Genomic DNA, 25,241 nt, shown 5'->3' with positions numbered 1-25,241 from the left:
TCGGACCGGAAGGCAGGCGTCATGGAGAACCACGGGCTCTGGATCGACGGCCGGTGGCGTGAACCCCCGGCCGGCCGCTACCCGGTCGTCAACCCGGCGACGGAGGAGGTCGTCGGCCACGCCCCCGAGGCATCACCGGCCGAGGTGGAGGAGGCGGTCCTCGCCGCCCGCCGCGCGTACGAGACATGGTCTCGCTCCGACACACGCGAGCGGGCGGCGATCCTTGACCGCACCGCGGACCTGCTGAGCGAACGGGCCTCCGGAGTCGCCCCCCTTCTCCAGGCCGAGACCGGTGCCACCATCCGCGTGACGTCGACGATGCAGCTTCCAACCGCTGTTGACAGGTTCCGCCGGTACGCACGGGGAGCACTGGAGCCGGACTCGATACCGCTGCCGCCGCAGCCGGCGCGGTCCGGCCCGCTCGCGCCCGGCGGCCTGATCGGCGCCGCCGCGCTCCGCCGCCCGGTCGGTGTGGTCGGCTGCATCACGTCCTACAACTTCCCCGTCGTCAACCTCGCCGGGAAGATCGCCCCCGCGCTCGCCATGGGCAACACGGTCGTCGCCAAACCCGCCCCGCAGGACCCCCTCTCGTGCCTCCTGCTCGGTGAGATCCTCCAGGAGGCGGGGCTGCCCGACGGGGTGTTCAACGTGGTCACGGGCTCGGGACCGGCCGCGGGCGAGGCGCTCGTCGCCTCCGCGGGCGTCGACATGATCAGCTTCACCGGCTCCACCGCGGTCGGCAAGAGGATCGCGGAGGCGGGCGGCCGGACCATGAAACGGCTCCTGCTCGAACTCGGCGGCAAGGGCGCCGCGATCGTCCTGGAGGACGCCGATGTGCGGACCGCGGTGGCGAGCGCGGGCTCCACATGGGCGTTCCACTCCGGCCAGATCTGTACCGCTCCGACTCGTGTCCTTGCCCACCGAAGCGTCTACGCCGATGTCGTAGAAGGGCTGCGCCGCTACGCCGCCGCGCTCGAGATCGGCGACCCGCTGCGCTCCGGCACGGTCGTCGGACCCTTGATCAGCGCGGCGCAGCGCGACCGCGTCGAGGCGTACATCGCGGGCGCCCGCGAGCAGGGCGCGAGGATCGTGACCGGTGGGACCCGGCCCGACCTCAAGCCGGGCTTCTACGTCGCGCCCACGCTCGTCGCCGACGCGGCCCCCGGCGCGACCGTCGCCCAGGAGGAGATCTTCGGGCCGGTGGTCGTCGCCATGCCGTTCGAGGACGAGGACGAGGCCGTTGCGATTGCCAACGGCACCGCCTACGGCCTCCACGACTACGTCTTCTCGGCCGACACGGGCCGGGCCTGGCGGCTGGCCGCCCGGCTGCGCAGCGGCAATGTCGGCATCAACACCGTGCAGCGCCACCCCGAGACCCCGTTCGGCGGGTTCAAGGACAGCGGGGTGGGGCGGGACGGGGGCTCGTTCGGACTGCACGCGTACAGCGAACTCCAGGCGGTGGTGTGGTGATGCGAGGTGTGGTCTTCGACGGCGGGCGGGCCAGGGTGGTGGACGACCTGGAGGTACGCGGTCCGGGACCCGGCGAGGTCCTGGTGGCGATAGCGGCAGCCGGCCTGTGCCACAGCGATCTGTCCGTCGTGGACGGCACCATCCCGTTCCCCGTGCCGGTGGTGCTCGGGCACGAGGGCGCGGGTGTGGTCGAGGCGGTGGGGCCCGGTGTGAGCCATGTCCGCCCCGGTGACCATGTGGCGCTGTCCACCCTGGCCAGCTGCGGTACCTGCTCGCAGTGCGACCGGGGGCGTCCGACGATGTGCCGACGGGCGATCGGGCGGCCGGGGCAACCGTTCAGCCGGGGCGGGCAGCCGCTTTTCACCTTCGCCTCGGCGTCGGTCTTCGCCGAACGGACGGTGGTCAAGGCCGTCCAGGCGGTGCGGATCCCCGACGCCGTCCCGTTCACCTCGGCCGCGCTGATCGGCTGCGGTGTCCTGACCGGTGTGGGCGCCGCGCTCAACCGCGCCCGGGTCGGCCGGGGCGACTCGGTGGTGGTGATCGGCACCGGGGGCATCGGCCTCAATGTGATCCAGGGCGCCCGGATCGGTGGAGCGCTGCGGATCGTGGCCGTGGACACCAACCCGGCGAAGGAGGCCCCCGCCCGGGAGTTCGGCGCCACCCACTTCGTCAACGCCGCCGAGGTCCCCGACACGGTGGCCGCCGTCCGGCAGATCCTGCCCACCGGCGCCGACCACACCTTCGAGTGCGTGGGCAGCACCGCGCTGATCCGCCAGGCGGTCGACCTGCTCGACCGGGGTGGGCAGGCGGTGCTGCTCGGTGTGCCGCCGGCGGACGCGGAGGCGTCGTTCCTGGTCTCCTCGATGTACCTCGACAAGTCCATCCTCGGCTGCCGCTACGGTTCCTCCCGCCCCCAGCACGACATCGCCCTGTACGCCGACCTGTACCGGGAAGGCGTGCTGAAGCTAGACGAGCTGGTGACGGCGACCTATCCGGTCGAGGACTTCGCGAAGGCCGCCGACGACGCGCACCACGGGAGGGTGGCCCGGGGGGTGCTGACCTTCTGACGGGGAGGTCTGCGGGCCGCGAGGTCTCTAGGCCGGGACCGGCACCGCGGTGGCCGTGGTGCGGCGGCGGATGACCAGGGACATCACGGCCGCGACCGCGCACAGCGCTCCCGCGCTGTACCAGGCGGCGTCGTAGTCGCCGAGCCTGTCGCGGGCGAAACCGGCGAGGAAGGCGACCAGGCCGGCGCCCACCTGGTGGGAGGCGAGCACCCAGCCGAAGACGATGGGGCCGTCGTCCCCGAAGTGCTCACGGCACAGCGCGACGGTCGGCGGGACGGTGGCGACCCAGTCGAGGCCGTAGAAGACGATGAAGAACAGCATCGGGGGGTGCACGCCTTCGGCGAAGAGCACCGGCAGGAACAGCAGGGACACCCCGCGCAGGGCGTAGTAGACGCCCAGCAGCCTGCGCGAGTCGAAGCGGTCGGTGAACCAGCCCGAGGCGATGGTGCCGATCAGGTCGAAGACGCCGACCACGGCCAGCAGGCTCGCGGCCGTCGTCGTCGGCATGAGGTGGTCGTGCGCGGCCGGGACGAAGTGGGTGCCGACCAGGCCGTTGGTGGTGGCGCCGCAGATGGCGAAGGTGCCGGCGAGCAGCCAGAACGCCTTGGTGCGGGCCGCGCCGAACAAGGCGCCCAGGGCCCGCCCGGCGGCGCCGCCCCTGACGGCGGGTGCCTGCGCGGGTGACTTTGCGGGTGCTTGAGCGGGTGACTTCGCGGGTGCTTGAGCGGGTGCCGTCGCGGGCACGTCGGTGGGCGCGGCCACCACGGGTATCGCCGGCTCGGCTCCGTAGGCCGTTGTCCCGACGTCCTCCGGGCGGTCCCGCAGCAGCCACAGCACCAGCGGCACCACGGCCAGCGCCGCCAGGCAGACGGTGAGCGCCGCCGTCCGCCAGCCGCGGTGGTCGGCGATCACGGCCAGGAGGGGCAGGAAGACCAGTTGCCCCGCGGCGCCGCCCGCCGTGAGGATGCCGGTCACGAGCCCCCGGCGCTTGACGAACCAGCGGCTGGTCACCGTGGCCACGAACGCCAGCGCCATCGAGCCGGTCCCCAGCCCCACGAGCACGCCCCAGCACAGGATGAGCTGCCAGCTCGCCCCCATGAAGACGGTGAGCCCGCTGCCCGCCGCGACCAGCGCCAGCGCCGAGGCGACGACCCGCCGCATACCGAACCGCTCCATGAGGGCGGCGGCGAACGGCGAGGTCAGCCCGTACAGAACGAGATTGACCGAGACGGCCGCCGAGATCGTTCCGTGCGACCAGCCGAACTCGTGGTGCAACGGGTCGATGAACACGCTCGGTGTGGCACGGAAGCCGGCCGCGCCGACGAGCGCGACGAAGGAGACCGCGGCGACCCACCAGGCTCGGTGGATCCGGGGCGGACGGGGAGAGGCGGCAGCATCGGCCGGCGTGGTGAGGGCGGTCGTCTCGGTCACGCGCCCATCCTGGGCGAGCGCTGGGCCGGTAACGAGTGGCCTGATGGCCGAGATATGCAAGGATCGGGCCATGCGCAGCGATGGAGTGACCGGCAGGCACCGGGTGGCCGTGCTGGTGATCAAGGGCGTCATCCCGTTCGAACTCGGTATCCCCTCGCGGATCTTCGGCTGCCGTTTCGGCGGCAGCCGTGACCCCCTCTACGACGTGGTGACCTGCGCCGCCGTGCCCGGCCTGGTCGAGACGGACATGGACTTCCCGATCGTCGTGGAGCGGGGCCCGCAGACCCTGGCCACCGCCGACACGGTGATCATCCCGGCCACGCACGACCAGGGCCCGGAGTGCACCGAGGGCAGGCTGTCCGACGCGATGGCCGAGGCGTTCGAACACATCCGGCCAGGCACCCGCATGGTGTCGATCTGCACCGGCTCCTACTTCCTGGCCGCCGCGGGACTGCTCGACGGCCGCCCGGCGACCACCCACTGGCAGCACACCGACCATTTCCAGCGGACCTACCCCAAGGTCAAGGTCGACCCCGAGGTGCTGTTCGTGGACGACGGGGATGTGCTGACCTCGGCCGGGGTGGGTTCGGGGCTCGACCTGTGCCTGCACATCGTGCGCCGCGACCACGGGACGGACGTGGCCAACCGCATCGCCCGCCAGTGCGTGGTCCCGCCATGGCGCGACGGCGGCCAGGCCCAGTACATCGAGCGGCCGCTGCCCCCGCCGACCGCGGCCACCACGGGGCCCACCCGGGCGTGGGCGATGGAGCGGCTCGACCAGCCGCTGCCGCTGACCGAACTGGCCTCGCACGCGGGGATGAGCGTGCGCACGTTCACCCGGCGCTTCCGCGACGAGGTGGGGGTGAGCCCCGGCCAGTGGCTCACCCGGCAGCGGGTCGAGCAGGCCCGGCGGCTGCTGGAGTCCAGCGACCTGACGGTGGACCTGATCGCCCACCGGACGGGCTTCGGGACGGCGGCCTCCCTGCGCCAGCATCTGCACGCCGTGATCGGGGTCTCCCCGATGGTCTACCGCCGTACCTTCCGGCCGGCCGCCGGCCCCGCCGACTTCCGGGCCGTCTCATGACGTGCCCGCTCTCACGGGCCCGCTGGTGAAGCGGCTCGTCAAGCCCTCGCTGACCGGCGGGCGTTCTCAGGCGGCGTCGTAGACGCAGCGGAAACCGGCCGTGTTGCTGCGCGCGGTCAGCAGTTCACGGCCCCGGTAGTAGGTGGTCAGGCACACCGAGGGTGAGGTCCAGGTGCCACCCCTGATCGCGGGGAACGCCTCGGGCAGGTGCGCCAGTGACGAGCGTCGGGACTTGAACGCGGGCCTCATGTCCCGCCGTGTGTAGAAGTTGGTGCGGGTGAACTCCCAGACGTTTCCCGCCATGTTGAGCACGCCGTAGGGACTGGCCCCCTGCGGCATGGAGTCGGCGGGGACCACCGGGCGCGGCGGCCACGTCGGCGAGGTCTGCGCGAGCAGCCGCTCCAGATCGAGCCGGTCCCGCAGCGCGTCGCGGCCGAAGGCGCTCAGGACGCTCTGCGCCATCGCCGGATTCCAGTGGTTGCCCCAGGGGAATTTGCGGGCGTCCTCGCCGCGGGCCGCCTTCTCCCACTCGTCCTCGGACGGCAGCCGCCCGTCGGCCCAGCGGGAGAAGGCCCAGGCGTCGTACCAGTCGACCCCGACCACGGGATGCGAGGGCTGGTTGAACCGCGGGTCCAGCCAGTGCGCGGGTATGTGGTCCTTGCCCTCGGGCTCGTCGGGGTGGCAGAAGGGGCTCGGGCGGTCCTGGACATGCTCGCAGGCGGAGAGGAAGCGGGCGTAGCGCTCGTTGGTCACGGCGGTCCGGTCGATGCGGAACGACGTGACCTCGGCGATCCGCTGGGGGTTGTCGGTCTCCCGGGTGCCGAAGGGGTCGTCGGTGTGCTCGGCCGCTCCCGAGGACCCGGCGACGAACGGGCCGCCGGGCACGAGCACGGTGTCGGCGCCGTCGTGCGGCGAGTGCGTCCCGACGACGGACGGCGCGGGAGAGCGGGGGGACGTGCGGTGGTGCGGACCAGGGGAGAACGCAGGCATCCGGCGGGGCCTTCCAGTTGGCGATGTCAACCCAGTGCGTCCATCCGACGATCCGGTACGACGGCGGTAGGGAGGCCGTCGCTATCGCACCGCGTCCTCTTCACAAGCGGAAGGGGATTATGCGCCATATGACTTCCCTTTTTCCTATCGGTCGAAAAGGTGGAAGCTTCCCCGGAAGTAGAGCAGGGGGTCACCGCCCGCCGCGTCGAGGTCCTCGACCCGGCCCACGACGATGAGGTGGTCGCCCCCGGTGTGCACCGCCTGGATGGTGCAGTCCACCCACGCCAGGCATCCTCGCAGGCGCGGTGAGCCGGTGACGGCGGCGGGGTCCCAGTCCACCCCGGCGAACTTGTCGGCGCCGCTGACCGCGAACGCCCGGCAGAGCTCCCCCTGGCGGGAGGAGAGGACGTTGGCGCAGAACACCCCGGAGCGGGCGATGCGCGGCCAGGTGGCCGAGGTCCTGGCCACCTGGAAGGAGACCAGCGGGGGTTGGAGGGAGAGCGAGGAGAACGACTGGCAGGCGAAGCCCGCGGGTCCGGACTCCCCTTCGGCGGCCGGGGCGGTGACGACCGCCACCCCGGTGGGGAAGTGGCCCATCACGCGCCGGAATTCAGCCGGGTCGAGGGGCGTCCGCTCGCTCGGGCACACCGTCCTCAGCAGCGTCGGCGGCGCGGCCGCGGCGGGCTCGTCCGGCGGCGGGACCCCCGCCGAGCGCAGATAGCGGACGGCGGCGGCCGCCATGCCTTCGTGTCCCATACGGGGTGCTCTCCTTCACTGCGGAACGGATCCAGTGTCAGCGACCGGTGTAGTGCGGCGGGCGGCGTTCGGTGAAACTGCGGATGCCCTCCCGGGCGTCGGCCGTGCCCATGTTGATCTCCTGGGCCGCGGCCTCGGCGGCGAAGGCGGTGGCTCGGTCCACGCACAGGGAGTCGTTCACCAGGCGCTTGGTGAGGGCGAGCGCCCGGGTGGGACCGGCCGCGAGCCGCCCCGCCCAACGCCGTGCGGTCTCCTCCAGTTCGTCGTCGGGAACCACCGCGTTGACCAGGCCGAGGCGCTGGGCGTCGGCGGCCTTGAGGTCGTCGCCGAAGAAGAGCAGTTCCTTGGCGCGCTGCGGGCCGACGAGCCTCGGCAGCAGGAAGGCGCCTCCGCCGTCAGGGACGAGGCCGCGGCGGACGAACACCTCGATGAATCGCGCCCGTTGGGCCGCCACGACCAGATCGCAGGCGAACGCGACATGGGCGCCGATCCCCGCGGCGGTGCCGTTGACGGCGGCCAGCACCGGCTTCTCGCAGTCCATGACGGCGGCGATGAGCCGCTGCACTCCCAGCCGGAGCATGCGGGAGATGTCGCCGGGCACCGGATCGGTGCTGGGGGCGCTCCCCTTGAGATCGGCTCCCGCGCAGAAGCCCTTGCCGGTGGCGGTGATCACGACGGCTCTGACGCCGGGGTCCGCACTGGCGGTGCCCAGCAGTTCGATGACCCGCTCGCGCTGGTCGTGGGTGAGGGCGTTGAGTGCGTGGGGGCGGTTGAGCGTGATCCAGGAGACGGCGTCCTCGAGGCGGTGCAGCACCTCGGGCTCGGGTCGTGGCCGGGCGTCCGCCCCCGTCCCGCCGACCGGGCCGTGGCCGCTCACCGGCACACCGCGAGGGCGTCCAGGGCCACCGCACCCTGTCCTCGCGGCAGCACCATCAGCGGGTTGATGTCGAGCTCCGCGATCTCGTCGCCCAGCTCCAGCGCCATCCGCTGCACGCGCAGGACCACCTCCACCAGCGCCTCGAGATCGGCCGGCGGGGCGCCCCTGACCCCCTCCAGCAGTGGGTAGCCGCGCAGTTCCCGCAGCATCGTGTGGACATCCCGCGCGTGGAACGGAGGCACCCGCACGGAGGCGTCACCGAGCACTTCCACGAGGACCCCGCCGAGTCCGACGGTGACCGTGGGGCCGAACAGCTCGTCGTGTGAGAGGCCCACCACCATCTCCACACCCGGCTCCACCATCTGGCAGACCAGGACGCCGTCCAGCCGCCCCACCCCGTGGTAGGCGGCGGTGTCGGTCAACTCCCGGTAGGTGTCCCGGACCTGGCTCGCGGAGGTGAGCCCGACGCGGACCAGGCCCAGCTCGGTCTTGTGGCCCAGTTGCGGGGCGCTGGCCTTCATCACGACCGGGTACCCCACAAGTGCCGCCGCACGCACGGCCGCCGCCGCGCTCGTCACCAACTGCTCGCGCGGCACCCGGATGCCGTAGGCCCGCAGCAACTGCTTGGCGGCGTGCTCGCTCAGCCGCTCGGCGGGGCGCAGCAGCGGGCGCGCCTTGAGCGCGGAGGGGGACAGGGTGCGCGGAACATCCGGGAAGGGACTGCGGTAGTCGGCGACGAAGCGGTGGTGGTCCAGGTACGCCTTGACGGCGGTGACGCAGTTGCGAGACGTGCGGAAGGTGGCCACGCGGGAGGAGCCCAGCAGGGTGGTCCGGTAGGCGTTCTCCGTGCCGACCGGCGAGCCCCAGACGACGCAGATCAGCTTGTCCGTCGACTCGGCGGCGTCGACCAGGTCCTGGGCGAGCTTGTCGCTCATGGGCGGGAAGGGGCCGGTGATGGGACAGATCAGGACGCCGATCGAGGGGTCGTCGAGGATCGCGTCGAGGATCTTGCGGCCGCGCCAGTCGCCCACCGGGTGGCCGCCGTTGTCGATGGGGTTGGCGACGCTCAGGTACGGCGGGATCCACTGGTGCAGTTCGGCCTGCTTGGCCTCGTCGAGCCGGGGCAGGGGCAGCCCCGCGGCGCCGGCGAGGTCGGCGAAGTGCGCGCCCGTGCCGCCGGAGATGGAGTAGACGGCGACACCCTCCGCCCGAGGGGGCTTGGCGCGCGCGAGCAGCGCCGCGGTGTCCTGGAGCTCGTCGAGCCCTTCGACGCGCACCACACCGAACTGCCTGAGGGCCGCGCCCACCACGTCGTCGGCGCCGGTGAGCTTGCCGGTGTGCGAGGCCACGGTGCGCGCTCCGGCCTCCGTGCGGCCGACCTTGACCATCACGATCGGCACCTTGCGGCGGGCGGCGTGGTCGGCGGCGAGGGTGAAGCTGCGGCCGTCCTTGAGCCCTTCGACATAGGCGGCGATGACGCCGACCTCGGGGTGCTCGGCGAACCAGTGGATGAAGTCGGCGGCCTCCAGGTCGGCCTCGTTGCCGGTGGGGGCCCAGTGGCTGAGCCGCACACCCAGATCCTGCATGGCGAAGACGGGCCGTCCCTGGTGCCCGCTCTGGGTGATCAGGGCGATGGCGGGGCCGTCGAGGTCGTCCCGGAACCGTTCGAAGGCATTGAGGTTGGTGTTGGGCCCCATCAGGCGCAGCCCCGAGCGGGAGACGATCTCGGCCAGCCGCTCCTGCGCCGCCGCCCCCTCCGGCCCGGTCTCGGCGAAGCCGGAGGCGAACGCGACGGCGAACCGCACCTTGGCCTCGCCCAACTGCTCGATCACGGGCAGCGGGTCGGCGACGAGCAGGACGGCGAGATCGACGGGGTCCGGTACATCCGCGATGGACGGATAGCAGCGCAGTCCGTCCACCTTCCGGCGGCCGGGGTTGACGGGGAAGAGCCTTGCCCCGACCCGTTCCGCCCAGCCCAGCAACTGCCGGGTGATACCGGTATTGGGCCGCCCCTCGGCATCGGAGGCGCCCACGACGGCGACGGTCCGGGGGTGGAAGAGCCGCTCCAGATCGGGCGCGGGCGCGTGCAGGGGTCTGCCGCTGACGTCGAGATCGGGCAACCCCTGGGCGGTCGGCCCGGGGCGCTGACCGCACGAGACGGCATAGGCGTGGAGGGTCCCCGTGGCGCGCGTGCCTCGCGTCGACTGAAGCATGGTCGTCACCCGCTCCTGCTCGCCGGCCAGAACTGACGTACTGTCAGATTACCTAGCTGACACACCGTCAGGAAGTCCCCGCGAGCCCCGTCCGACACGAACGCTGACGCAACGGGCGGCTCTGCGGCATGCGACCCACGCCTCGGACCTACCACTCAGTAGTACCCGGCTGAGCGCCCCCGATACCCACGCGCCCCGGCCGCCCGGGTGGCCGGGCGTCTTCGGTCAGGCGGCGACGCCCAGTTCCCTGCGGGTCCGGTGGACGAACTCGCGTACGGCCGGTTCGCGCCGCCATGGGGCCAGGGCGTCGTTGAACTCGCGTACGTAGTCCAGGGCGCGGATCGACTCGACGCGGGCGAGGATGTCGACTGAGCGGTTGCCGAGTTCGAGGCCGCGGTCGAGGTCGCGGGCCTGGAGGTGAGCGGTCCCGACGATGGCCAGGCGCATGCCGACGGAGCGGGTGAACACCCCGGGCGGCATCGCGGCGGCCTGCCGGTTCCAGGCGAGCACCGCTCTGGGGTCCTTCAAGTCGCGGAAGACCTCGGTGGCATCCGCCGACAGGCGGGCATGGTCGTAGAAGTCGATCCACACGGGCTCGTCACCGCTGCGCTCGTTCGCCCGGGCGAGGAGATCCTCCGACCCCGCCAGTGCCCGTGAGGCCGAACGGGGGTCGCCCCCACGGGCATGAGCGCGCGCCTCGATCAGCTTGGCGAACGCCAGCACTTTGGGCACCGCGTTGTGCTTCGCGCGCTCGAAGGCGCCCTGAGCCATGTCGACCGCCTCGTTCGTGAAACCGCGAAGGAGTGACTGCATGGCCATGGTGGTCAGGACGTAGCAGCCGAGTTGCACATCCGCGCCGGCGCGGGCGAGGCGGAGGGCTTGGATGAAGTGCCGCTGCGCGACCTCGTGCTCGCCGACGTCGAAGGCTGTCCAGCCGGCCAGCCTGGACAGCTCGGCGGTCACGCTGAACAGATCCCGGCCGACGTCGTCCGAGAAGGAGCCCCGCAGCAGTGGCGTCGCCCTTTCCCGAAGGCAGGTGGTGACCGATCCGGCCTTCCAGTTGCCACCCCCGTACCTCGAGTCCCAACGGCGGGCGTCGTCGGCTGCCTCGCGCAGTTCGTCCAGGTCGGCGCGGCCGACCCGCCTGCCGCCGGCGTGATCCGCGGTGTCGTCGGCGGGGGAGACGAGCCAACGAGTGACGGGGACGGTGAACGCGGACGCGGCGAAGCCGGATCCGGCCAGGAAGTCGCGGCGGTTCACGGAGCTCCAGAACGAAGTGGCGGTGCGAATGGCATCGGTGGGGTCTCGCGGAAAATCCAACCCCACATTCGCATCAGGTGCCTCCGCCTCGCCCATACCGATCTCCTCGAGCCGAACGGGCCGTCCCAGCCGCTCGGCGATGGCTTGAGCCAAGAGCTTCGGGATGGGCCATTTCGGCGTCATGCCGCGCCGGGCCCAGTTCGCCACGGAAGTGTGCGAGTAGTCCGTCTCGATCCCGGAGGCACGGGCGAGCTGGTTGACCCGCAGAGCCAGGGACTTGTGGCTCGCGCCCGATGCCTCGATGAGCCGGGCAAGGTCCGTATTCGGGGGACGGGTTCGACGGATCGTCGCAGCCACAATGCCTCCTCCGCTTCCTCTCGCGCGCGAGTCCCGTCGAACAGTCGCCGCTTGGCGCGCTCGGTGTCACCGAGGGTATTGCCTACCGGGCTCGCCGTGAGTGCCGCGCGAGTTGTGAGCCCCCCTGTGAGCCCTCCCCCGCGATCCCCGACCACGCTGTGATGAAGGGCCGCGGCCATTGCCGGAACGGAGTGCGCCTCCTCCAGTGGTAGCCGCCAAGTCATGCAACACGCTCGGGGGTGAACCAGATGTGCGGAGTCGCAGGCCTGGCCGGAGGCGACGCCTCCCGGCATGAAGCGACGGTTGGCGCGATGGGCCGCTCGCAGTCACACCGCGGACCGGACGGCACGAGGCACGCCGCATCGGGCGACGGGCGCGCGGTGCTGGCGATGAATACGTTGTTGATCGTCGACCCGTCGGCAACGCCCGGCCCCTACCTCGACCAGGAGACCGGGTTACTGCTGGCGTTCAACGGCGAGATCTACAACTTCCGCAGGCAGGCCGTCGCCTGGGGCATCCCGCTCGCCGCCCGGGAGACGGACGCGCACTTCCTCCTGCGGGCCTGGGTGAAGATCGGGCCCTCCTGCTTGGACGGGCTGGACGGCATGTTCGCTCTCGCGGTCTACGATCCGGAGGTCGGCAGGCTGTTCCTGGCTCGTGACCGTCTCGGTGAGAAGCCGCTCTACTGGCGCCTGGACGGCGGTCGGCTGGCTTTCGCCTCCGAGGTCTCCACGCTGACCGGCTACGGCGCCGCCCCATTGGTCCTGAGGCCGGAGATGGTTGCGGTGGAGACTCCGGTCGGCGTCGACACTCCATTCCAGGGCGTCCAACTGCTCGCCCCCGCCACCCTGCTGACTTTCGACGTCGCCACCGGCTCCCTCGACCAGCAGACCTGGTGGCGGCTGGAGGACCGGCAGCCGTTCGACGGCGACTACCGGGAAGCACTCGCGAGGTACGCATCGGTGCTTGCCGAGCAGGTCCCACTGAGAGTTCCGGCGGGTGACTTCGCTCTGCTGCTCTCCGGCGGGCTCGACTCCGGTCTGCTGGCCCACCTGACGCGTCCGCCGGTGTGCGTGACGGTCAGATATCCGGGCGAGGACCGGCACGACGAGTCGAGGAGCGCCGCAATCGTCGCCCGGGACATCGGCGCCGAACTGGTGATGGTCGAGCCGGACAGCGCCGACTTCGTCAGTGCCCTGCCGCACATGGCCTCGGCTCTGGACTACCCGATGGGCAACGCCTCGACCTTCTCCGAGTACATGGCCTATCGGAAGGTCTCGCACCTGGGTATCAAGGTCGTGGTCGGCGGGCTCGGGCCGGACGAATTCCTGATGGGCTACGTCCGTCACGCTCTGGCCCTCTTCGGCCCGGACGTGGTGCTGAACGCGGGTCTGGATGCCTATCGGCCGCTGGCTGCGAAGCTCATGCACACCGCCGGCCGGGAACTCGATCCCGCGGAGGCGGTCGCCCGGCTCGTCCTACGTGGCCCCGATATCGACGGGCGGATCCGGGACCTCGTCGCGGACTCGATCGATCGGGCGTGTGGGGACCTGGCGCGGGGGTTGACGCTGGCAGATCTGGCGACGGCCTGGAGGCCGCTGGTGATGACCAGCGACAAGCTTGCCTCCGCCTTCGCCTTGGAGCGGCGATCCCCCTACCTGGCACGCGAGCTGGTGGAGCTGTCCTACCGGCTGCCCGTCCGGTACAAGATCGCGGATCCGGTCGCGGGGAAACGGATCCTGCGGGACACCGCCAGGACTCTCGGCCTGCCGAGCGCGGTCTGGGGGAGCCGCGACAAGCTCGGATTCGCCAGCCCGGTTCCGGCTTGGCTCAACGGCCCGCTCCGGGCGTGGGCCGACGCACGGATCCATGCCGCTCTCACCGAAGCCCCATCCGGCTGGCGGCCATTGATCGAGAGAGGGCTCGATCCGGGCGGGCGGTTCGACCGCACCCGGATGCAGGCCCTCATGACAGCCGCCTGCATTTCGGACTGGACGGTCAGGGCGGCAGCGTGACCATCGTCTGCGTCATTACGGTGTCGGGATGCACTCCGACACCGCCACTGCCGAGAAGCCGTTCACCGCCCGCGGTGCTGTCGCTGTCATCGCCAATCGGCGGGGCGAACTCCTCCTGCACCTGCGCGACGACACGGACTCCATCGCGTGGCCCGCCCACTGGAGCCTGTTGGGAGGCGGAGCGGACGGCGACGAGTCCGTGGCCGACGCGATCGTCCGGGAACTCGATGAGGAAGCCGGTCTCACAGTTCCGGACCTGGTCGAGCTCTTCGAGATTCACGACGCCCATGGCTCCGGCCAGCGCATCACCTTCTTCGCGGGGACGTGGGACGGCGACGAGACCGGGCTGCCGCTGTCCGAGGGCGTCAAGCTCCAGTTCGTCGCCCCGGCAGACCTCGACATCCTCACCATCCCGCCGTTCATAAGGGACGGGATCAACCGTTTTCTGGCCGAACGGCCCGACCGACCTTCCAGAACGAGGGGGCGTCCGGCGGCGGCCCAATAGGAAGGGAAAGAAGCCCTTGAGGCTCACCGTCATCGGCTGCGGCTACCTCGGCGCCACCCATGCCGCCTGCATGGCCGAACTCGGCCACGAAGTCCTGGGCGTGGACGCCGACATGGACAAAGTCGCCACCCTCAACTCCGGCGAGGCACCGTTCTTCGAGCGCGGCCTCGACGCCCTGCTGGTCAAGCACACCGAGAGCGACCGATTGCGGTTCACCGCCTCCTACGCGGAAGCCGCCGCCTTCGGTGACCTGCACTTCATCGGGGTCGGCACCCCGCAGAACGCCGGGGACAACGCGTACGACCTTACGCAGCTCTTCACCGCCGTACGCCAATTGGCGCCCCACCTGACGGCGCCGGCCGTGGTCGTGGTGAAGTCCACCGTCCCTGTCGGCACCGCCCCCCGCGTCGCCGAGCTCCTGCGTGACCTCGCACCGGTGGGCGAGGAGATCGAGCTCGCCTGGAACCCGGAGTTCTTGCGTGAGTCGTTCGCCGTTGATGACACCCTTCATCCGGACCGGATCGTTCTCGGCTTCAACGCCCATCACACATGGGCCGAGAAGATGCTGCGGCAGTGCTTCGGGGAGATCATCGAAGCGGGGACCCCGACCATCGTCACCGACTGGGCCACCGCCGAGCTCGTCAAGTCGTCCGCGAATGCCTTCCTGGCGACCAAGATCTCGTTCATCAACGCGATGGCGGAGGTCTGCGAGGCCTCCGGCGCCGACGTCCATCAGCTCGCCGAGGCTCTCGGCCATGACACGCGCATCGGCCGGCGCGGGCTGGGGCCAGGTCTCGGGTTCGGCGGCGGCTGCCTGCCCAAGGACATCCGCGGTTTCATGGCTTGCGCCGGAGAACTCGGCGCGGACCAGGCTCTGACCTTCCTGCGTGAGGTCGACGCGATCAACACCCGGCGGCGCGAGCGCATGGCCGACCTCGCCCGTGAACAGTGCGGTGGAAGTCCCAAGAGCAAGCGCATCACCATCTGGGGCGCCGCCTTCAAGCCCGGGACCGACGACGTCCGCGACTCGCCCGCTCTCGCCGTTGCCCAGAAGCTGCACAAACTCGGGGCCAGGGTGACCGTCACCGACCCCGAGGCGCTCGACAACGCCCGCAAGGCCCACCCCGAACTCGACTACGTCGAGGACCCGGTCGCCGCTGCCGCGGACGCCGATCTCCTGCTCCACCTCACCGAATGGCCCCAGTTCGACGACATCGATCCGGGAAGGCTTGCCACCTGTGTCAGGACGGCGAAGGTCATCGACGGCCGGGGCACCCTCGACCCGGACCGCTGGCGCGAGGCCGGCTGGACCGTCCGTGTTCTCGGCCGCCCGTGATGCCGCTACAGGTGGATGTACGGAGTCGTGGTGGTCAGCGGGGTGAAGCCCAGGCGCTGGAGGATGGGGCGGCTTTCGTCGGAGGCGTCCACCTGGAGGTAGGGGTAGCCGTGGGTGGCGGCGATGCGGGTGCGGTGGGCGACCAGGGCTCGGTAGATGCCGCGGCCGCGCCACTCCTTCGTGGTGCCGCCGCCCCACAGGCTCGCGAATCGGGTACCGGGGTGGAACTCCATGCGGGCCGAGCACACCGGGACCTCGCCCGCCATCGCGAGGACCGCGCGGAGGGTGTCGGGGGCGTGGGTGAGCTGGGCCACCAGGCGGTGCCTCAGACGGGAGGCGTCCGTGCCGAACGCCTGCTCGTGCACGTCAGCCACGAGGTCCACATCCGCCGCGTCGGTCACGGTGCGCAGATGGACACCCTCGGGGAGGTCGACCTCGGTGGGCAGGTCCTGGACCGCCGCGACCATCAGCGTCTCCGTGGGCTCGGGGGTGAACCCCGCCGCGGTCAGGCGCTCCCCGAGGTCGTCCGGGTGGTCATGGGCGTAGAGCTTCCACTCGAACTCGAGCCCCGCCGAGCCGAAGTGCCGCACCTGCGCCTCGATCGCCGCGTCCGCCGTGGCCTCGTCGAGGTCGGACCAGACCACGCCGTTCCAGCCGCGCTCACCGCCGACCTGGCGCACCACGGCGCCGACGCGCTCGATCCGCGCCCCCGGCCCGTCGGCCCGTGCGTCCCGCCGCATTTCCTGGTCGAATGCCGCCAGCACCGTATCCCTGTCCATCCGTCCACCTCAGCACCGGACGTCCGGACCCGGCAACACGGTTTCCCTCGGCTGCGGAACGCTGAACGCGCAGGTGAGAGCGGCGGGCCGGTCGGTGGAGGGGGAGAGGCCGGCCGGCCCGCCTGTCGAGAGGTCGGGGCGCGCATCGCTATTGGACGGTTACCCATGGGAACGTGCTTTCTACCACTCCAGGATGCCGCGCCCTTGCGCGGCAGGCTGCCGATCGCGTCAACTGACTCTATGTCAGATACGTTCGCGCTGCCTGAAATCGACCCCTTCACCCGCCCTTACTGGGAGGCGGCGAAGGAGGGCCGTCTGCTGATCCGCCGCTGCGGCGCCTGCGGCCGGGCCCACCACTACCCCCGGGAGTTCTGTCCGCGCTGCTGGAGCGAGGACGTGGTGTGGGAGCGGGCGAGCGGCCGGGCCGTCCTCTACACCTGGTCCGCCGTCCACAGGAACGACCTTCCGCCGTTCGGCGACCGGGTTCCCTACATCGCGGCCGTGGTGGATCTGGCCGAGGGCCCGCGCATGATGACCGAGATCGTCGGCTGCGCACAGGAGCGGCTACGGGTCGGCGCGGCGCTGCGACTCACCTTCCGCCAGGATGCGGGCGACCTCGCCGTTCCCGTCTTCACCCTCGCCGCGCAGGAGTGATCGTCAGGGGCCTCACGCCTTCACGGAGTCCGAGGCGATGATCACCGCCACCCCGAGCACGGCCAGGACGACGCCGGCGAAGATCTCGTAGCCGTCGAGGAAGCCCAGCCGGGGCAGGACCACCCAGAAACGGAACCATCCGAGGCGGTGGTGGACGATCCCGCCCACCCCCTGCAGCAGGAGGGCCAGCCCGGCAGTCTCGAGGAACTTCTTCATGGCGACGACGCTAGGCCCGCCCCGCGCGGCCGCGCCTCGCCCATGAGGGCGCACCGCACCGACCGAGGAACGGCGTTCGGGGGAACGGAGACGCCGAAGGTATCCGGTCGCGCGACTTTGGTCGCTTCGGGCGGCAAACCCTGTGCCCGCCGGTCGGCCCCTCAGTACATTCAACGGACATGGGCGGCTCGCGGAACTGGTACGCGCGGATCCGGGCCGGGGGCTCCCGGCGCACCGGACGTGACTGGGCCGTGGACATCACCTGCCTGGTCCTCGCGGCCGCCTTCGCGGTGCTGAGCAACCCGGAGGCCACCCGCGACCCCTCCGTGCCGCACCCCATGCTCGTCGCCGACCAGCTCGCCGGCGCCCTGGGCTGCGTCCTGCTGTTGCTGCGCCGCCGCCGGCCGGTGGGTGTCGCACTGGCGGTCTCCGTGCTGTCGGCGTTCTCCCTGCTCGTCCAGGGGGCGACGGCGGTGGCGATCTTCACCGTCGCCGTCCACCGCCCGCTGCGGGTGGTCGCCGCCGTGGGCGCGTTCAACCTCGCCGCCGCCGGCCCCTACATCGTGATGCGGCACGACCGGGGCCTGACCTACCTCGGCGAGGTGCTCATGAGCCTCGGCCTCTATCTCGCCGTCACCGGATGGGGCATGTATGTGCGCTCGCGCAGACAACTCCTGCTCTCCCTGCGGGAGCGGGCCCGCAATGCCGAGACCGAGGCGGCGCTGAGGGCGGAAGGGGCGCAGCGGTTGGCCCGGGAGCGCATCGCCCGTGAGATGCATGACGTGCTCGCGCACCGCCTGTCGCTGCTGAGCCTGCACGCGGGGGCTCTGGAGTACCGCCCGGACGCCTCCCCCGAGGAGGTGGCACGGGCGGCGGGGGTCATCCGCAGCAGTGCGCACCAGGCGCTACAGGATCTGCGGGAGGTCATCGGGGTGCTGCGCGCGCCGGACGGGGGCGCCGGTCCCTCGGAGGACGGCGACCGCCCGCAGCCCACGCTGGCCGACCTGCCGAGGCTTGTCGAGGAGTCCCGCCAGGCCGGAATGCGGGTGGCGCTGGAGGAGCGGGTGGACGATCCCGGGGCCGTGCCGTCGGCCGCCGGCCGGACCGCCTACCGGATAGCGCAGGAGGGGCTGACCAACGTACGCAAGCACGGGCGTGGCGCGGAGGCGGCGGTGACGGTGGCGGGCCGCCCCGGTGACGGGCTGACCGTCGAGGTGCGCAACCCGGTGGCCGTTCCCAGGACCGCTTCCCTCGCGCGCGCAGCCAGTGCCGCCGCCTCCGGTGCCGGTCCCGTCTCCCACGCCGGTGCGGTCGCGGACAACGCGCCCGGCCCCGCTTCCGCGCAGATCCCCGGCGCGGGCCGGGGCCTCATCGGGCTGTCCGAGCGGGCCGCCCTGGCCGGGGGACGGCTGGAGCACGGCCGCACCGCCTCCGGTGACTTCCGCCTCTTCGCCTGGCTACCGTGGCCCGCATGACCGCCTCGCAGTCCCAGCCGCCCGTCCGTGTCCTGCTCGTGGACGACGATCCCCTCGTGCGCACCGGGCTGCAGTTGCTGCTGGGCGGCACCCCGGACATCCTCGTGGTCGGGGAGGCGTCGGACGGCGCCGAGGTGCTTCCCCTGGTGGACCGGCTCGCCCCCGACGTCGTGCTCATGGACATCCGCATGCCGACCGTGGACGGCCTGACGGCCACGGAGCGGCTGCGCGGGCGCGAACGCTCGCCGGAGGTGCTGGTGCTGACCACGTTCAACGCCGACGAACACGTGCTTCGGGCGCTGCGGGCAGGAGCCGCGGGGTTCCTGCTCAAGGACACCCTCCCCGCCGACATCGTCTCGGCCGTGCGGAAGGTGGCCAGTGGCGAGCCCGTCCTGTCGCCGGCCGTGACCGGCCAGCTCATCGCCCATGTCGCCGACCCGGGCCGCGCCGAGCGGGCCACCAGGGCGTGGGCGCGGATGGAACGGCTCAACGAGCGCGAGCGCGAAGTCGCCTTCGCCGTGGGGCAGGGGCGGTCCAACGCCGAGATCGCCTCGGACCTGTACATGAGCGTGGCCACGGTGAAAACGCATGTCTCACGCATCCTGGCCAAGCTCGACATGAACAACCGGGTCCAGATCGCCCTGCTCGCCCACGAGGCGGGGCTCGCCGAGGACCGGCCCCAACGGTCCTGACGGCCCCAACGGTCCTGACGGCGTGCCCCCATCGCCCTCACAGCGGATCGAGCACGCCCTTGATGCGCACGGGCCCGGTGTAGTCGTCGGATCCCGGCGCGCTCTGGCGGGTGTGGCGCAGCATCCCGTCCGGCCCCTGGGCGAAGACCTCGAGCCTGCCGTCCGCGCCGCGGTTGACCGCGGGGTCGCTGATGGCGTGCAGATCGAGCGTCGCCCACTCCTTCTGCCAGTCGCCGCCCGGTTCGCTCTGGGCGAGGTGGTGGACCCGCCCGTCCGTGCCGCGGGCGAAGACCTCCAGCCGCCCGTCGCCGTGGTGCGCCACGGCCGGGGTGCCCACGACCGAACCCCCGATGGAGCCCGTCGTCCAGGGTGCCGCCTCCCCAGGTCGCCGCGCGTAGACAAGGTCACCGTCGGTGCCCCTGGCAAGGATTTCGACCCCGCCGTCGGCGTTGGTGGCGACGGTCGGAGCGCTGCTGATCCGGCACTCCAGCGTCGACCACGGGGCCCACGCTCCGGTGACTGCCTCCCGTTGTGAGACGTGCACCAGCGCGCCGTCCCATCGCCGGGCGGCGACTTCCAACTGGCCGAAACGATTCCGTGCGACGGCCGGAGCACCGATCAGCGTTCCGTCCAACCGGGCCCAGGTGGACCACTTGGAGTGCGGTTCGCGCTGCCAGAAGTGGTACAGAGACGCGAACTCGCCGATGACGAAGACCTCCAGGCCTTCGGCGGCATTGCGCACGGCCACCGGTGGACTCACCGTCATCGGTCCGCCGAGGGTGGCCCAACGGGTCCAGCCGCCGCCCGGTTCTGTCTGCCGGGCATGCCAGATGGTCCCGTTGATGCCTCGGGCGAATACCTCCAGGAGGCCGTCGACGAGGGGGCATACCGTGACATTGGACAATAGATTTCCGCCCACCGCGGACAGCCGGTCGGGCCAGTCGCCGTCCGGTCCGTTCTGGCGTCCGTGGTACAGATGCGCGTCGGATCCTCTGGCGAACACCTCGAGGACGCCGTCCCGGCCGCGGGCGACGGTGATGGCGGAGGGGTAGTGGCTGAGCATGGTGCCTCCTGACAGGGCGAGGGCAGACGGGGGAGGGCCGCCGGGTCCCGGGGCCTGTGCGTCCCCGGGGCCCGGCGGCCCCTGCTTCACCGTTCAGTGGTCTTCAGCGCACCCTGGCAAACGGTGGCCAGGCTGTCACCCGGTGTGCACCACAAACCGGCCAGACCGAGACGCGCCGCCGCTATCCGCGTCCGAGGACCACTGTCGCCGCGGAGCAGAACCAGCCCCCCGTCGCCGATGCGACGGCCAGCCGGGGGGAGCCGGGGACCTGGTGCGGGCCGGCCTCGCCGCGCAGTTGGCGCACCGCCTCGACCAGCAGGAACAGCCCCCGCATTCCGGGGTGGCAGGCGGACAGCCCGCCGCCGTCGGTGTTGGTGGGAAGCCCCCCGTCGTGGCGCAGGCGCCCCTTCCCGATGAAGGCCCCGCCCTCGCCCTTCGCGCAGAAGCCCAGATCCTCCAGCGTCACCAACGTCATATAGGTGAAGGCGTCGTAGATCTCGGCGATGTCGATGTCGGCGGGGCGCACCCCCGCCCGCTCGAAGGCCAGCCGCCCGGAGACGGCCGCCGGGGAGACGGTGAAGTCCTCCCACTGCGACATGGTGGTGTGGGAAAGGCTCTCGCCCGTGCCCAGCACCCACACGGGAGGCTTCGCGCAGTCGGCCACGTATTCGCGGGCCGCCAGTAGGACCGCGCAGCCGCCGTCGGAGCGGATACAGCAGTGCAGCTTGGTGAACGGGTCGGCGATCATCGGCCCGCCGAGCACGTCGTCCACGGTGATGGGGGCGCGGTACATCGCCTCGGGGTTGCGGGCGGCGTTGGCACGCGCCTGGACGGCGACCTCGGCGAGCTGTTCCAGCGTGGTGCCGTACTCGTGCATGTGGCGGCGGGCGGCCATCGCGTACTTGGCCACGAGCGTGTGGCCGTGGGGGACTTCGAACTGGAGGGGGCCCCGTGCGCCGAAGGAGAGGTTCGCCGTGCGGCGACCGGCCCTGATGTCGGCCCGGGCGGTGGAGCCGTAGACGAGCAGGACGGCGTTGGCGTGCCCGGCCGCTATCGCGTCCGCGGCGTGCGCGGCCATGACCTCCCAGGTCGCGCCGCCGACCGAGGTGGAGTCGGTCCAGGACGGACGCAGCCCCAGGTACTCGGCGACCTCGACGGGAGCGAGCGTGCCCAGTCCCGCTGAGGCGAAGCCGTCGACGGCTTCGCGCGGCAGCCCGGAGTCCGCGAGCGCCCGGCGGGCGGCCTGGGCGTGCAGCGCGTAGGGCGTGCTGTCGTCCACCCGTCCGCAGTCGGCGAGCGCGACGCCCACCACGGCCACCTCACGTCCGGAGTCAACCATGTTTCTGACGGTACATCAGATCAGCTGTCGGGTCGCTGCCGTCGGCGCCGCCCGCGTCGGGGATGAGCCGCGGGGCGGAGTGCTCCGGGGCCGGGGCCGGGGGAGGGGCCGGGGAAGGGGGAGGGGGAGGGTCGCGGCGCGTTCGGCTCCATGGGCGCATCGCCCCGGAGCGGCTAAGATGACGGACCGTCAGATCTGCCGCAGGGGAGGGGCCCCGCCCATGGATGCCGAATTCACCGCGGAGCAGGACGGGATCCGGCGGGCCCTGCGGGACTTGCTCACCAAGCGCTGCGGACCGGGAGAGGTCAAGGCCGCGGTGCGGACCGACGCCGGTTACGACGAGGGGCTGTGGGAGCGGCTCGCCGGGGCGATGGGACTGCCCGGGCTCGCCCTGCCGACGGAGTACGGCGGGGTCGGCTGCTCCATGACGGAGCTGGCGCTGGCCTGCGAGGAGACCGGGCGGGCGCTGCTGCCCTCGCCGCTGCTGGCCACGGCCCTCCTGGCCGCCCCGGTGGTCGCGGCCCTCGGTGGCGACCACCAGCGGAACGGGATCCTGCCCCGCCTCGCCTCGGGCGAGCTCACCGCGGCCCTCGCCCTGCCGGGTGCTCCGGGCGCGGCACTCGGCCTGGTCCCCGGCGGGTGCGAGGCGGGTGGAGGCCGCGCCGGAGGGGTGCAGGCGAGGCGGGAGGGGGACGGCTGGCTGCTCTACGGCCAGGTGGACCAGGTGCTCGACGGGCACCGGGCGGGCCTGCTGGTGGTGGCCGCGCACACCGGCGGCTACACCCGCGGGCGGACACTGCTCTTCCTCGTCGACGGCGCCGCCGAGGGCCTGTCGAGGGTGCGGTCGGCCACGCTGGACGAGACCAGGGCGCAGGCACGGGTGGAACTGCGCGAAGTGCCCGCGGTACTGCTCGGGCACGACGGCGCGGACGTCGCGGAGGCGCTGCGCCGAACGGGTGACGCTGCGGCGGCGGCGCTGGCGGCGGAGGCGGTCGGGGCCGCGGACCGGGCGCTGGCCAACACGGTGGCGTATGTGCGGGTGAGGGAGCAGTTCGGCCGGCCGGTGGGCTCGTTCCAGGCGGTCAAGCACCGGCTCGCCGATCTGTATGTGCGGGTGCAGGCCGCCCGTTCCGCCGCGTACTACGCCGCCTGGGCGGCGGGGGAGGAGCCGGAGGAGCTGCGGACGGCGGGGCCGCTGGCGCTCGCTCAGGCGCTGGAGGCTTCGCGGGCCGCGGCGGGGGAAGGCATCCAGCTGCACGGCGGGGTCGGCTTCACGTGGGAGCACGACGCGCACCTGTACTTCAAGCGGGCGGCGGCGGACGAACTGCTGTTCGGCCCCGTCCATCAGCTGCGGGCGACGGCGGCGGAGCGGGCGGGGGTGTTCCGGCGGGGCGAGCGGGGCGAACGGGGCGAACGGGCTGAAGGGTCCGAGCGGGGTGAACTGGGCGAGCGGGGTGAACGGACCGAGATGGAGGCGATCGGGTGATCTCGCGGCTGGCGGACGCGGTGACGGCGATGGGGCGACCGTTGTTGCACAGGGTGGCGAACGCTGACGCGTTCGTGAAGGTGGCTCCGCATGTCTTCCCGGTGGCGGACCGGATCGTGCACCGCCTGACCGGGGGGCGGGTCATGATCACCGGGCCGCTCCTGCCCGTGACGCTCATGCTCACCTCGAAGGGCGCCAAGAGCGGGCGGACCCGGAAGACGCCGCTGCTGTGCGTGCCGGAGAAGGACGGCTCGTTCCTCCTGATGGGGAGCAACTTCGGCCGGTCGGGCCACCCCGACTGGAGCGCCAACCTCGTCGCGCACCCGGACGCGCCCGTCAACGCGGTCCACTACCGGGGCCGCGACATCGCCTGCCGCAGCGAGCTCCTCCAGGGGCAGGCACGCCAGGACGCCTGGGCGAAGCTGGTGAAGACCTGGCCGCCGGCCGTGGAGTACGAGAAGAAGGCCGACCGGCAGATCCGGCTGTTCCGGCTCACACCCAGGGGCTGACAACGGCCGAGGGCAGGTCGGCTCGCGTGCCGTGCGAGGGCTCACGCGCGAGGGCAGCCGCGAGCGGGCAGCGCGCGGCTCGGCCCCGCGGCCCGCCCCGCACCGCTGTTCCGGCTCCGTGAAGCGGCACGGGCGCCGGTCCGGCAACCTCCCCCGAGGACCGGTCGGCGCCCGTGACGAAACGACAGGCAGGACAGCGGCAGGCGCTACTTCGTGGGCTTCTTGCCCGTGACGCCGAGATGGGCCAGCAGCGCCAGATTCGGCCGGAGCTCGGCCTGCTTGACGCCCCAGGACTGGAACCCCTTCTGGTGGGACGCGACCGCCGCCAGCATGGCGACGAGCGAACCCGCCACGGCCGCCGGATTGACGTCCTTGTCCACCCGGCCCTTGGCCTGGAGATCCTTGATGGAGTCGGTGAGCGAGTTGGTCACCGGATTGAGGACCTTCATCCGGATCTTGTAGAACCGTTTGTCCCCTTCCGCGGCTCCGAGGTCCACGACGCGAAGGATCGCCTCGTGCTTGCGCCAGAAGGAGAGGAAGCCCTCGACCAGCTCCTGAGCGGTCGTCCAGCCGGCCTTGCCGGCCCACGACCGCCCGGCGACAAGGCCGGTCAGGCTCGCCCCCTCCTTGGCCATCTCCTCGGCGATCTCGAGGACAGCGCCCTCTACGTCGGGGAAGTACTGGTAGAACGTTGCGGGGGAGGTTCCCGCCATCCGGGCCACGTCAATCACCTTGACGTCCCGGTAGGCCGAGGTCGCGAGCATTTCGCGGAGGCAGTCCAGCAGCTTCTGCCGCGTCGCCTGCCCCCGCCGCCCGGCCACCCGGCCGTCGACGGTGCGAACTTGTCCTGTCATGCCGTCAGTTTACCGAGGGGTGATCAGGGCGCGATTCGGTGGCCTGCAAATGGGTAGGACGTTCGCCGCCTCCGTGAACAGCGAGTTCTGCCCCGGTTACATACCGTGCGTCATGAGATGCCAGGAACAGCACGGGACCTGCGATTTCGTCCACCGAGGCCAGCCGTCCCAGCGGAATGGCCGCGCCGATCCCGGCCTGCGCGGCCGCGTCCCCGTAATGGTCGTGGGACTGGTCCGTCAGGACCAATCCGACGACGAGGCAGTTGACCCTGACCCGCGGGGCCCACTCCGCCGCCAGGGAGCGGGTCAGTGAGGCCAGGCCCGCCTTCGCGGCCCCGTAGACGGCGGTCCCGGGAGAGGGGCGGGTACCGCTGACGCTGCCGATGTTGACGATCGATCCGCCCTCCGGCTGGCGCCGCATCACCGCGTAGGCCGCCTGGGCGCAGTGCAGCGGGCCGAGGAGGTTCAGATCGAGGACGGCCCGGGAGAAGCGGGGGGAGGCGGTGGCGGCGTCGGCGCGGGGCGAGCCGCCGGCGTTGTTCACCAGCAGATCGAGCCGCCCGAATGATCGTTCGACGTAGGAGACGAGATCCCGGACCTGCTCGGGGTCGCGTACGTCCGTGCGGTGGAAGACGGCCGCACGGCCGTCGGCGGACGGCGGCTCCCCGGGGTGGTTGCGCCCGCACACCACGACCTCGGCGCCGGCGGCGAGCAGCCGCTCGGTGATACCCCGGCCGATACCGCGTCCACCGCCGGTCACGAGCGCCACCTGTCCGTTCAGATCCATGCGCGCTCCTAGTACTCTCGTTTGCT

At 71.9% G+C, this 25,241-nt stretch carries 23 protein-coding genes; 11 read left to right on the top strand and 12 right to left on the bottom strand.

The genetic code is table 11. From position 1 onward, the window contains the following. Positions 1–21 precede the first annotated feature (21 nt). Together IEY86_RS11900 and IEY86_RS11895 are read left to right on the top strand one after the other, a co-directional pair. Positions 22–1,470 (top strand): aldehyde dehydrogenase family protein, encoded by a 1,449-nt coding sequence (locus IEY86_RS11900; protein WP_189131580.1) that lies wholly within the window; start codon positions 22–24, stop codon positions 1,468–1,470. Further along, complete coding sequence (locus IEY86_RS11895) at positions 1,470–2,537, top strand: Zn-dependent alcohol dehydrogenase (RefSeq protein ID WP_189131579.1); 1,068 nt, start codon at positions 1,470–1,472, stop codon at positions 2,535–2,537. The genes IEY86_RS11900 and IEY86_RS11895 overlap by 1 nt, the downstream gene beginning before the upstream one ends. A gap of 27 nt (positions 2,538–2,564) precedes the next feature. Here IEY86_RS11895 and IEY86_RS11890 read toward each other — a convergent pair whose 3' ends face one another. Then, the gene (locus IEY86_RS11890) at positions 2,565–4,040 is read right to left on the bottom strand and encodes an MFS transporter (RefSeq protein ID WP_189131578.1); all 1,476 of its coding nucleotides are present in this window, start codon (positions 4,038–4,040) and stop codon (positions 2,565–2,567) included. Between IEY86_RS11890 and IEY86_RS11885 the strand changes: the two genes are divergently transcribed. Next, complete coding sequence (locus IEY86_RS11885; RefSeq protein WP_189131577.1) at positions 4,039–5,052, top strand: GlxA family transcriptional regulator; 1,014 nt, start codon at positions 4,039–4,041, stop codon at positions 5,050–5,052. The genes IEY86_RS11890 and IEY86_RS11885 overlap by 2 nt on opposite strands. A 66-nt stretch (positions 5,053–5,118) precedes the next feature. Here the strand turns inward: IEY86_RS11885 and IEY86_RS11880 are convergent, their stop codons facing one another. The 5 genes from IEY86_RS11880 to IEY86_RS11860 form a co-directional block, all read right to left on the bottom strand. Next, complete coding sequence (locus tag IEY86_RS11880) at positions 5,119–6,042, bottom strand: formylglycine-generating enzyme family protein (RefSeq protein ID WP_189131576.1); 924 nt, start codon at positions 6,040–6,042, stop codon at positions 5,119–5,121. A 144-nt stretch (positions 6,043–6,186) separates the two neighbouring features. Beyond that, positions 6,187–6,798, bottom strand: coding sequence for a flavin reductase family protein (locus IEY86_RS11875; RefSeq protein WP_189131575.1), 612 nt, complete (start codon positions 6,796–6,798; stop codon positions 6,187–6,189). A gap of 37 nt (positions 6,799–6,835) precedes the next feature. Beyond that, a complete protein-coding gene (locus IEY86_RS11870) occupies positions 6,836–7,675 on the bottom strand; it encodes an enoyl-CoA hydratase/isomerase family protein (protein WP_373286999.1) in 840 nt (279 codons plus the stop codon). Then, the gene (locus IEY86_RS11865; protein ID WP_189131736.1) at positions 7,672–9,888 is read right to left on the bottom strand and encodes an acetate--CoA ligase family protein; all 2,217 of its coding nucleotides are present in this window, start codon (positions 9,886–9,888) and stop codon (positions 7,672–7,674) included. Before IEY86_RS11865 ends, IEY86_RS11870 begins: the two co-directional genes overlap by 4 nt. A gap of 225 nt (positions 9,889–10,113) precedes the next feature. Beyond that, positions 10,114–11,505: an NsdA family TPR-like regulatory protein gene (locus IEY86_RS11860; RefSeq protein WP_189131573.1), complete on the bottom strand. Its 1,392-nt coding sequence runs from the start codon at positions 11,503–11,505 to the stop codon at positions 10,114–10,116. Positions 11,506–11,753: 248 nt separating this feature from the next. Between IEY86_RS11860 and IEY86_RS11855 the strand changes: the two genes are divergently transcribed. Genes IEY86_RS11855 through IEY86_RS11845 form a run of 3 tightly spaced genes read left to right on the top strand, consistent with a single transcriptional unit; the run spans position 11,754 to position 15,361 of the window. Further along, positions 11,754–13,520, top strand: a complete 1,767-nt coding sequence (locus IEY86_RS11855) for an asparagine synthetase B family protein (protein ID WP_308425132.1) — start codon at positions 11,754–11,756, stop codon at positions 13,518–13,520. A 28-nt stretch (positions 13,521–13,548) separates the two neighbouring features. Then, the gene (locus tag IEY86_RS11850; protein WP_189131571.1) at positions 13,549–14,025 is read left to right on the top strand and encodes an NUDIX domain-containing protein; all 477 of its coding nucleotides are present in this window, start codon (positions 13,549–13,551) and stop codon (positions 14,023–14,025) included. Positions 14,026–14,041: 16 nt separating this feature from the next. After that, positions 14,042–15,361, top strand: a complete 1,320-nt coding sequence (locus IEY86_RS11845; protein WP_189131570.1) for a UDP-glucose dehydrogenase family protein — start codon at positions 14,042–14,044, stop codon at positions 15,359–15,361. A 5-nt stretch (positions 15,362–15,366) separates the two neighbouring features. Here the strand turns inward: IEY86_RS11845 and IEY86_RS11840 are convergent, their stop codons facing one another. Next, positions 15,367–16,140, bottom strand: coding sequence for a GNAT family N-acetyltransferase (locus IEY86_RS11840; protein ID WP_189131569.1), 774 nt, complete (start codon positions 16,138–16,140; stop codon positions 15,367–15,369). Between the two features lie 240 nt (positions 16,141–16,380). On the opposite strand from IEY86_RS11840, the gene IEY86_RS11835 reads away from it, so the two are divergent. Then, on the top strand, positions 16,381–16,794 hold the full coding sequence (locus IEY86_RS11835; protein ID WP_189131568.1) for a Zn-ribbon domain-containing OB-fold protein: 414 nt from the start codon (positions 16,381–16,383) through the stop codon (positions 16,792–16,794). A 12-nt stretch (positions 16,795–16,806) separates the two neighbouring features. Here the strand turns inward: IEY86_RS11835 and IEY86_RS11830 are convergent, their stop codons facing one another. Then, the gene (locus tag IEY86_RS11830) at positions 16,807–17,010 is read right to left on the bottom strand and encodes a hypothetical protein (RefSeq protein WP_189131567.1); all 204 of its coding nucleotides are present in this window, start codon (positions 17,008–17,010) and stop codon (positions 16,807–16,809) included. Between the two features lie 179 nt (positions 17,011–17,189). Here IEY86_RS11830 and IEY86_RS11825 point away from each other — a divergent pair, with 179 nt between their 5' ends. After that, positions 17,190–18,485, top strand: coding sequence for a sensor histidine kinase (locus IEY86_RS11825; protein WP_189131566.1), 1,296 nt, complete (start codon positions 17,190–17,192; stop codon positions 18,483–18,485). Next, positions 18,482–19,177 (top strand): response regulator, encoded by a 696-nt coding sequence (locus IEY86_RS11820; protein WP_189131565.1) that lies wholly within the window; start codon positions 18,482–18,484, stop codon positions 19,175–19,177. The genes IEY86_RS11825 and IEY86_RS11820 overlap by 4 nt, the downstream gene beginning before the upstream one ends. 37 nt (positions 19,178–19,214) lie before the next feature. Here IEY86_RS11820 and IEY86_RS11815 read toward each other — a convergent pair whose 3' ends face one another. Both IEY86_RS11815 and IEY86_RS11810 read right to left on the bottom strand, forming a co-directional pair. Beyond that, a complete protein-coding gene (locus tag IEY86_RS11815) occupies positions 19,215–20,240 on the bottom strand; it encodes a PLL family lectin (RefSeq protein ID WP_189131564.1) in 1,026 nt (341 codons plus the stop codon). 181 nt (positions 20,241–20,421) lie between these two features. Next, positions 20,422–21,579: a thiolase C-terminal domain-containing protein gene (locus tag IEY86_RS11810; protein WP_189131563.1), complete on the bottom strand. Its 1,158-nt coding sequence runs from the start codon at positions 21,577–21,579 to the stop codon at positions 20,422–20,424. 220 nt (positions 21,580–21,799) lie between these two features. On the opposite strand from IEY86_RS11810, the gene IEY86_RS11805 reads away from it, so the two are divergent. Next, complete coding sequence (locus IEY86_RS11805; protein ID WP_189131562.1) at positions 21,800–23,065, top strand: acyl-CoA dehydrogenase family protein; 1,266 nt, start codon at positions 21,800–21,802, stop codon at positions 23,063–23,065. Beyond that, complete coding sequence (locus tag IEY86_RS11800; protein WP_229698350.1) at positions 23,062–23,574, top strand: nitroreductase family deazaflavin-dependent oxidoreductase; 513 nt, start codon at positions 23,062–23,064, stop codon at positions 23,572–23,574. The genes IEY86_RS11805 and IEY86_RS11800 overlap by 4 nt, the downstream gene beginning before the upstream one ends. Positions 23,575–23,780: 206 nt before the next feature. Here IEY86_RS11800 and IEY86_RS11795 read toward each other — a convergent pair whose 3' ends face one another. Both IEY86_RS11795 and IEY86_RS11790 read right to left on the bottom strand, forming a co-directional pair. After that, positions 23,781–24,428: a TetR family transcriptional regulator gene (locus IEY86_RS11795; protein WP_189131561.1), complete on the bottom strand. Its 648-nt coding sequence runs from the start codon at positions 24,426–24,428 to the stop codon at positions 23,781–23,783. A gap of 4 nt (positions 24,429–24,432) precedes the next feature. Next, complete coding sequence (locus IEY86_RS11790; protein ID WP_189131560.1) at positions 24,433–25,215, bottom strand: SDR family oxidoreductase; 783 nt, start codon at positions 25,213–25,215, stop codon at positions 24,433–24,435. Between the last annotated feature and the right edge of the window lie 26 nt (positions 25,216–25,241).

The organism is Wenjunlia tyrosinilytica, assembly GCF_014646055.1.
Taxonomy (GTDB): Bacteria; Actinomycetota; Actinomycetes; order Streptomycetales; family Streptomycetaceae; genus Wenjunlia; species Wenjunlia tyrosinilytica.
This window is presented reverse-complemented; position numbering and strand designations above follow the sequence as displayed.

Excerpts from the sequence above, each read along its gene's own strand:
- IEY86_RS11885 (WP_189131577.1), top strand. The coding sequence starts at position 4,039 with ATGCGCAGCGATGGAGTGACCGGCAGGCACCGGGTGGCCGTGCTGGTG.
- IEY86_RS11865 (WP_189131736.1), bottom strand. The coding sequence starts at position 9,888 with ATGCTTCAGTCGACGCGAGGCACGCGCGCCACGGGGACCCTCCACGCC.
- IEY86_RS11900 (WP_189131580.1), top strand. The coding sequence starts at position 22 with ATGGAGAACCACGGGCTCTGGATCGACGGCCGGTGGCGTGAACCCCCG.
- IEY86_RS11825 (WP_189131566.1), top strand. The coding sequence starts at position 17,190 with ATGGGCGGCTCGCGGAACTGGTACGCGCGGATCCGGGCCGGGGGCTCC.
- IEY86_RS11875 (WP_189131575.1), bottom strand. The coding sequence starts at position 6,798 with ATGGGACACGAAGGCATGGCGGCCGCCGCCGTCCGCTATCTGCGCTCG.
- IEY86_RS11830 (WP_189131567.1), bottom strand. The coding sequence starts at position 17,010 with ATGAAGAAGTTCCTCGAGACTGCCGGGCTGGCCCTCCTGCTGCAGGGG.
- IEY86_RS11795 (WP_189131561.1), bottom strand. The coding sequence starts at position 24,428 with ATGACAGGACAAGTTCGCACCGTCGACGGCCGGGTGGCCGGGCGGCGG.
- IEY86_RS11805 (WP_189131562.1), top strand. The coding sequence starts at position 21,800 with ATGGATGCCGAATTCACCGCGGAGCAGGACGGGATCCGGCGGGCCCTG.
- IEY86_RS11835 (WP_189131568.1), top strand. The coding sequence starts at position 16,381 with ATGTCAGATACGTTCGCGCTGCCTGAAATCGACCCCTTCACCCGCCCT.
- IEY86_RS11880 (WP_189131576.1), bottom strand. The coding sequence starts at position 6,042 with ATGCCTGCGTTCTCCCCTGGTCCGCACCACCGCACGTCCCCCCGCTCT.
- IEY86_RS11855 (WP_308425132.1), top strand. The coding sequence starts at position 11,754 with ATGTGCGGAGTCGCAGGCCTGGCCGGAGGCGACGCCTCCCGGCATGAA.
- IEY86_RS11895 (WP_189131579.1), top strand. The coding sequence starts at position 1,470 with ATGCGAGGTGTGGTCTTCGACGGCGGGCGGGCCAGGGTGGTGGACGAC.
- IEY86_RS11850 (WP_189131571.1), top strand. The coding sequence starts at position 13,549 with ATGCACTCCGACACCGCCACTGCCGAGAAGCCGTTCACCGCCCGCGGT.
- IEY86_RS11840 (WP_189131569.1), bottom strand. The coding sequence starts at position 16,140 with ATGGACAGGGATACGGTGCTGGCGGCATTCGACCAGGAAATGCGGCGG.
- IEY86_RS11790 (WP_189131560.1), bottom strand. The coding sequence starts at position 25,215 with ATGGATCTGAACGGACAGGTGGCGCTCGTGACCGGCGGTGGACGCGGT.
- IEY86_RS11820 (WP_189131565.1), top strand. The coding sequence starts at position 18,482 with ATGACCGCCTCGCAGTCCCAGCCGCCCGTCCGTGTCCTGCTCGTGGAC.
- IEY86_RS11890 (WP_189131578.1), bottom strand. The coding sequence starts at position 4,040 with ATGGCCCGATCCTTGCATATCTCGGCCATCAGGCCACTCGTTACCGGC.
- IEY86_RS11810 (WP_189131563.1), bottom strand. The coding sequence starts at position 21,579 with ATGGTTGACTCCGGACGTGAGGTGGCCGTGGTGGGCGTCGCGCTCGCC.
- IEY86_RS11815 (WP_189131564.1), bottom strand. The coding sequence starts at position 20,240 with ATGCTCAGCCACTACCCCTCCGCCATCACCGTCGCCCGCGGCCGGGAC.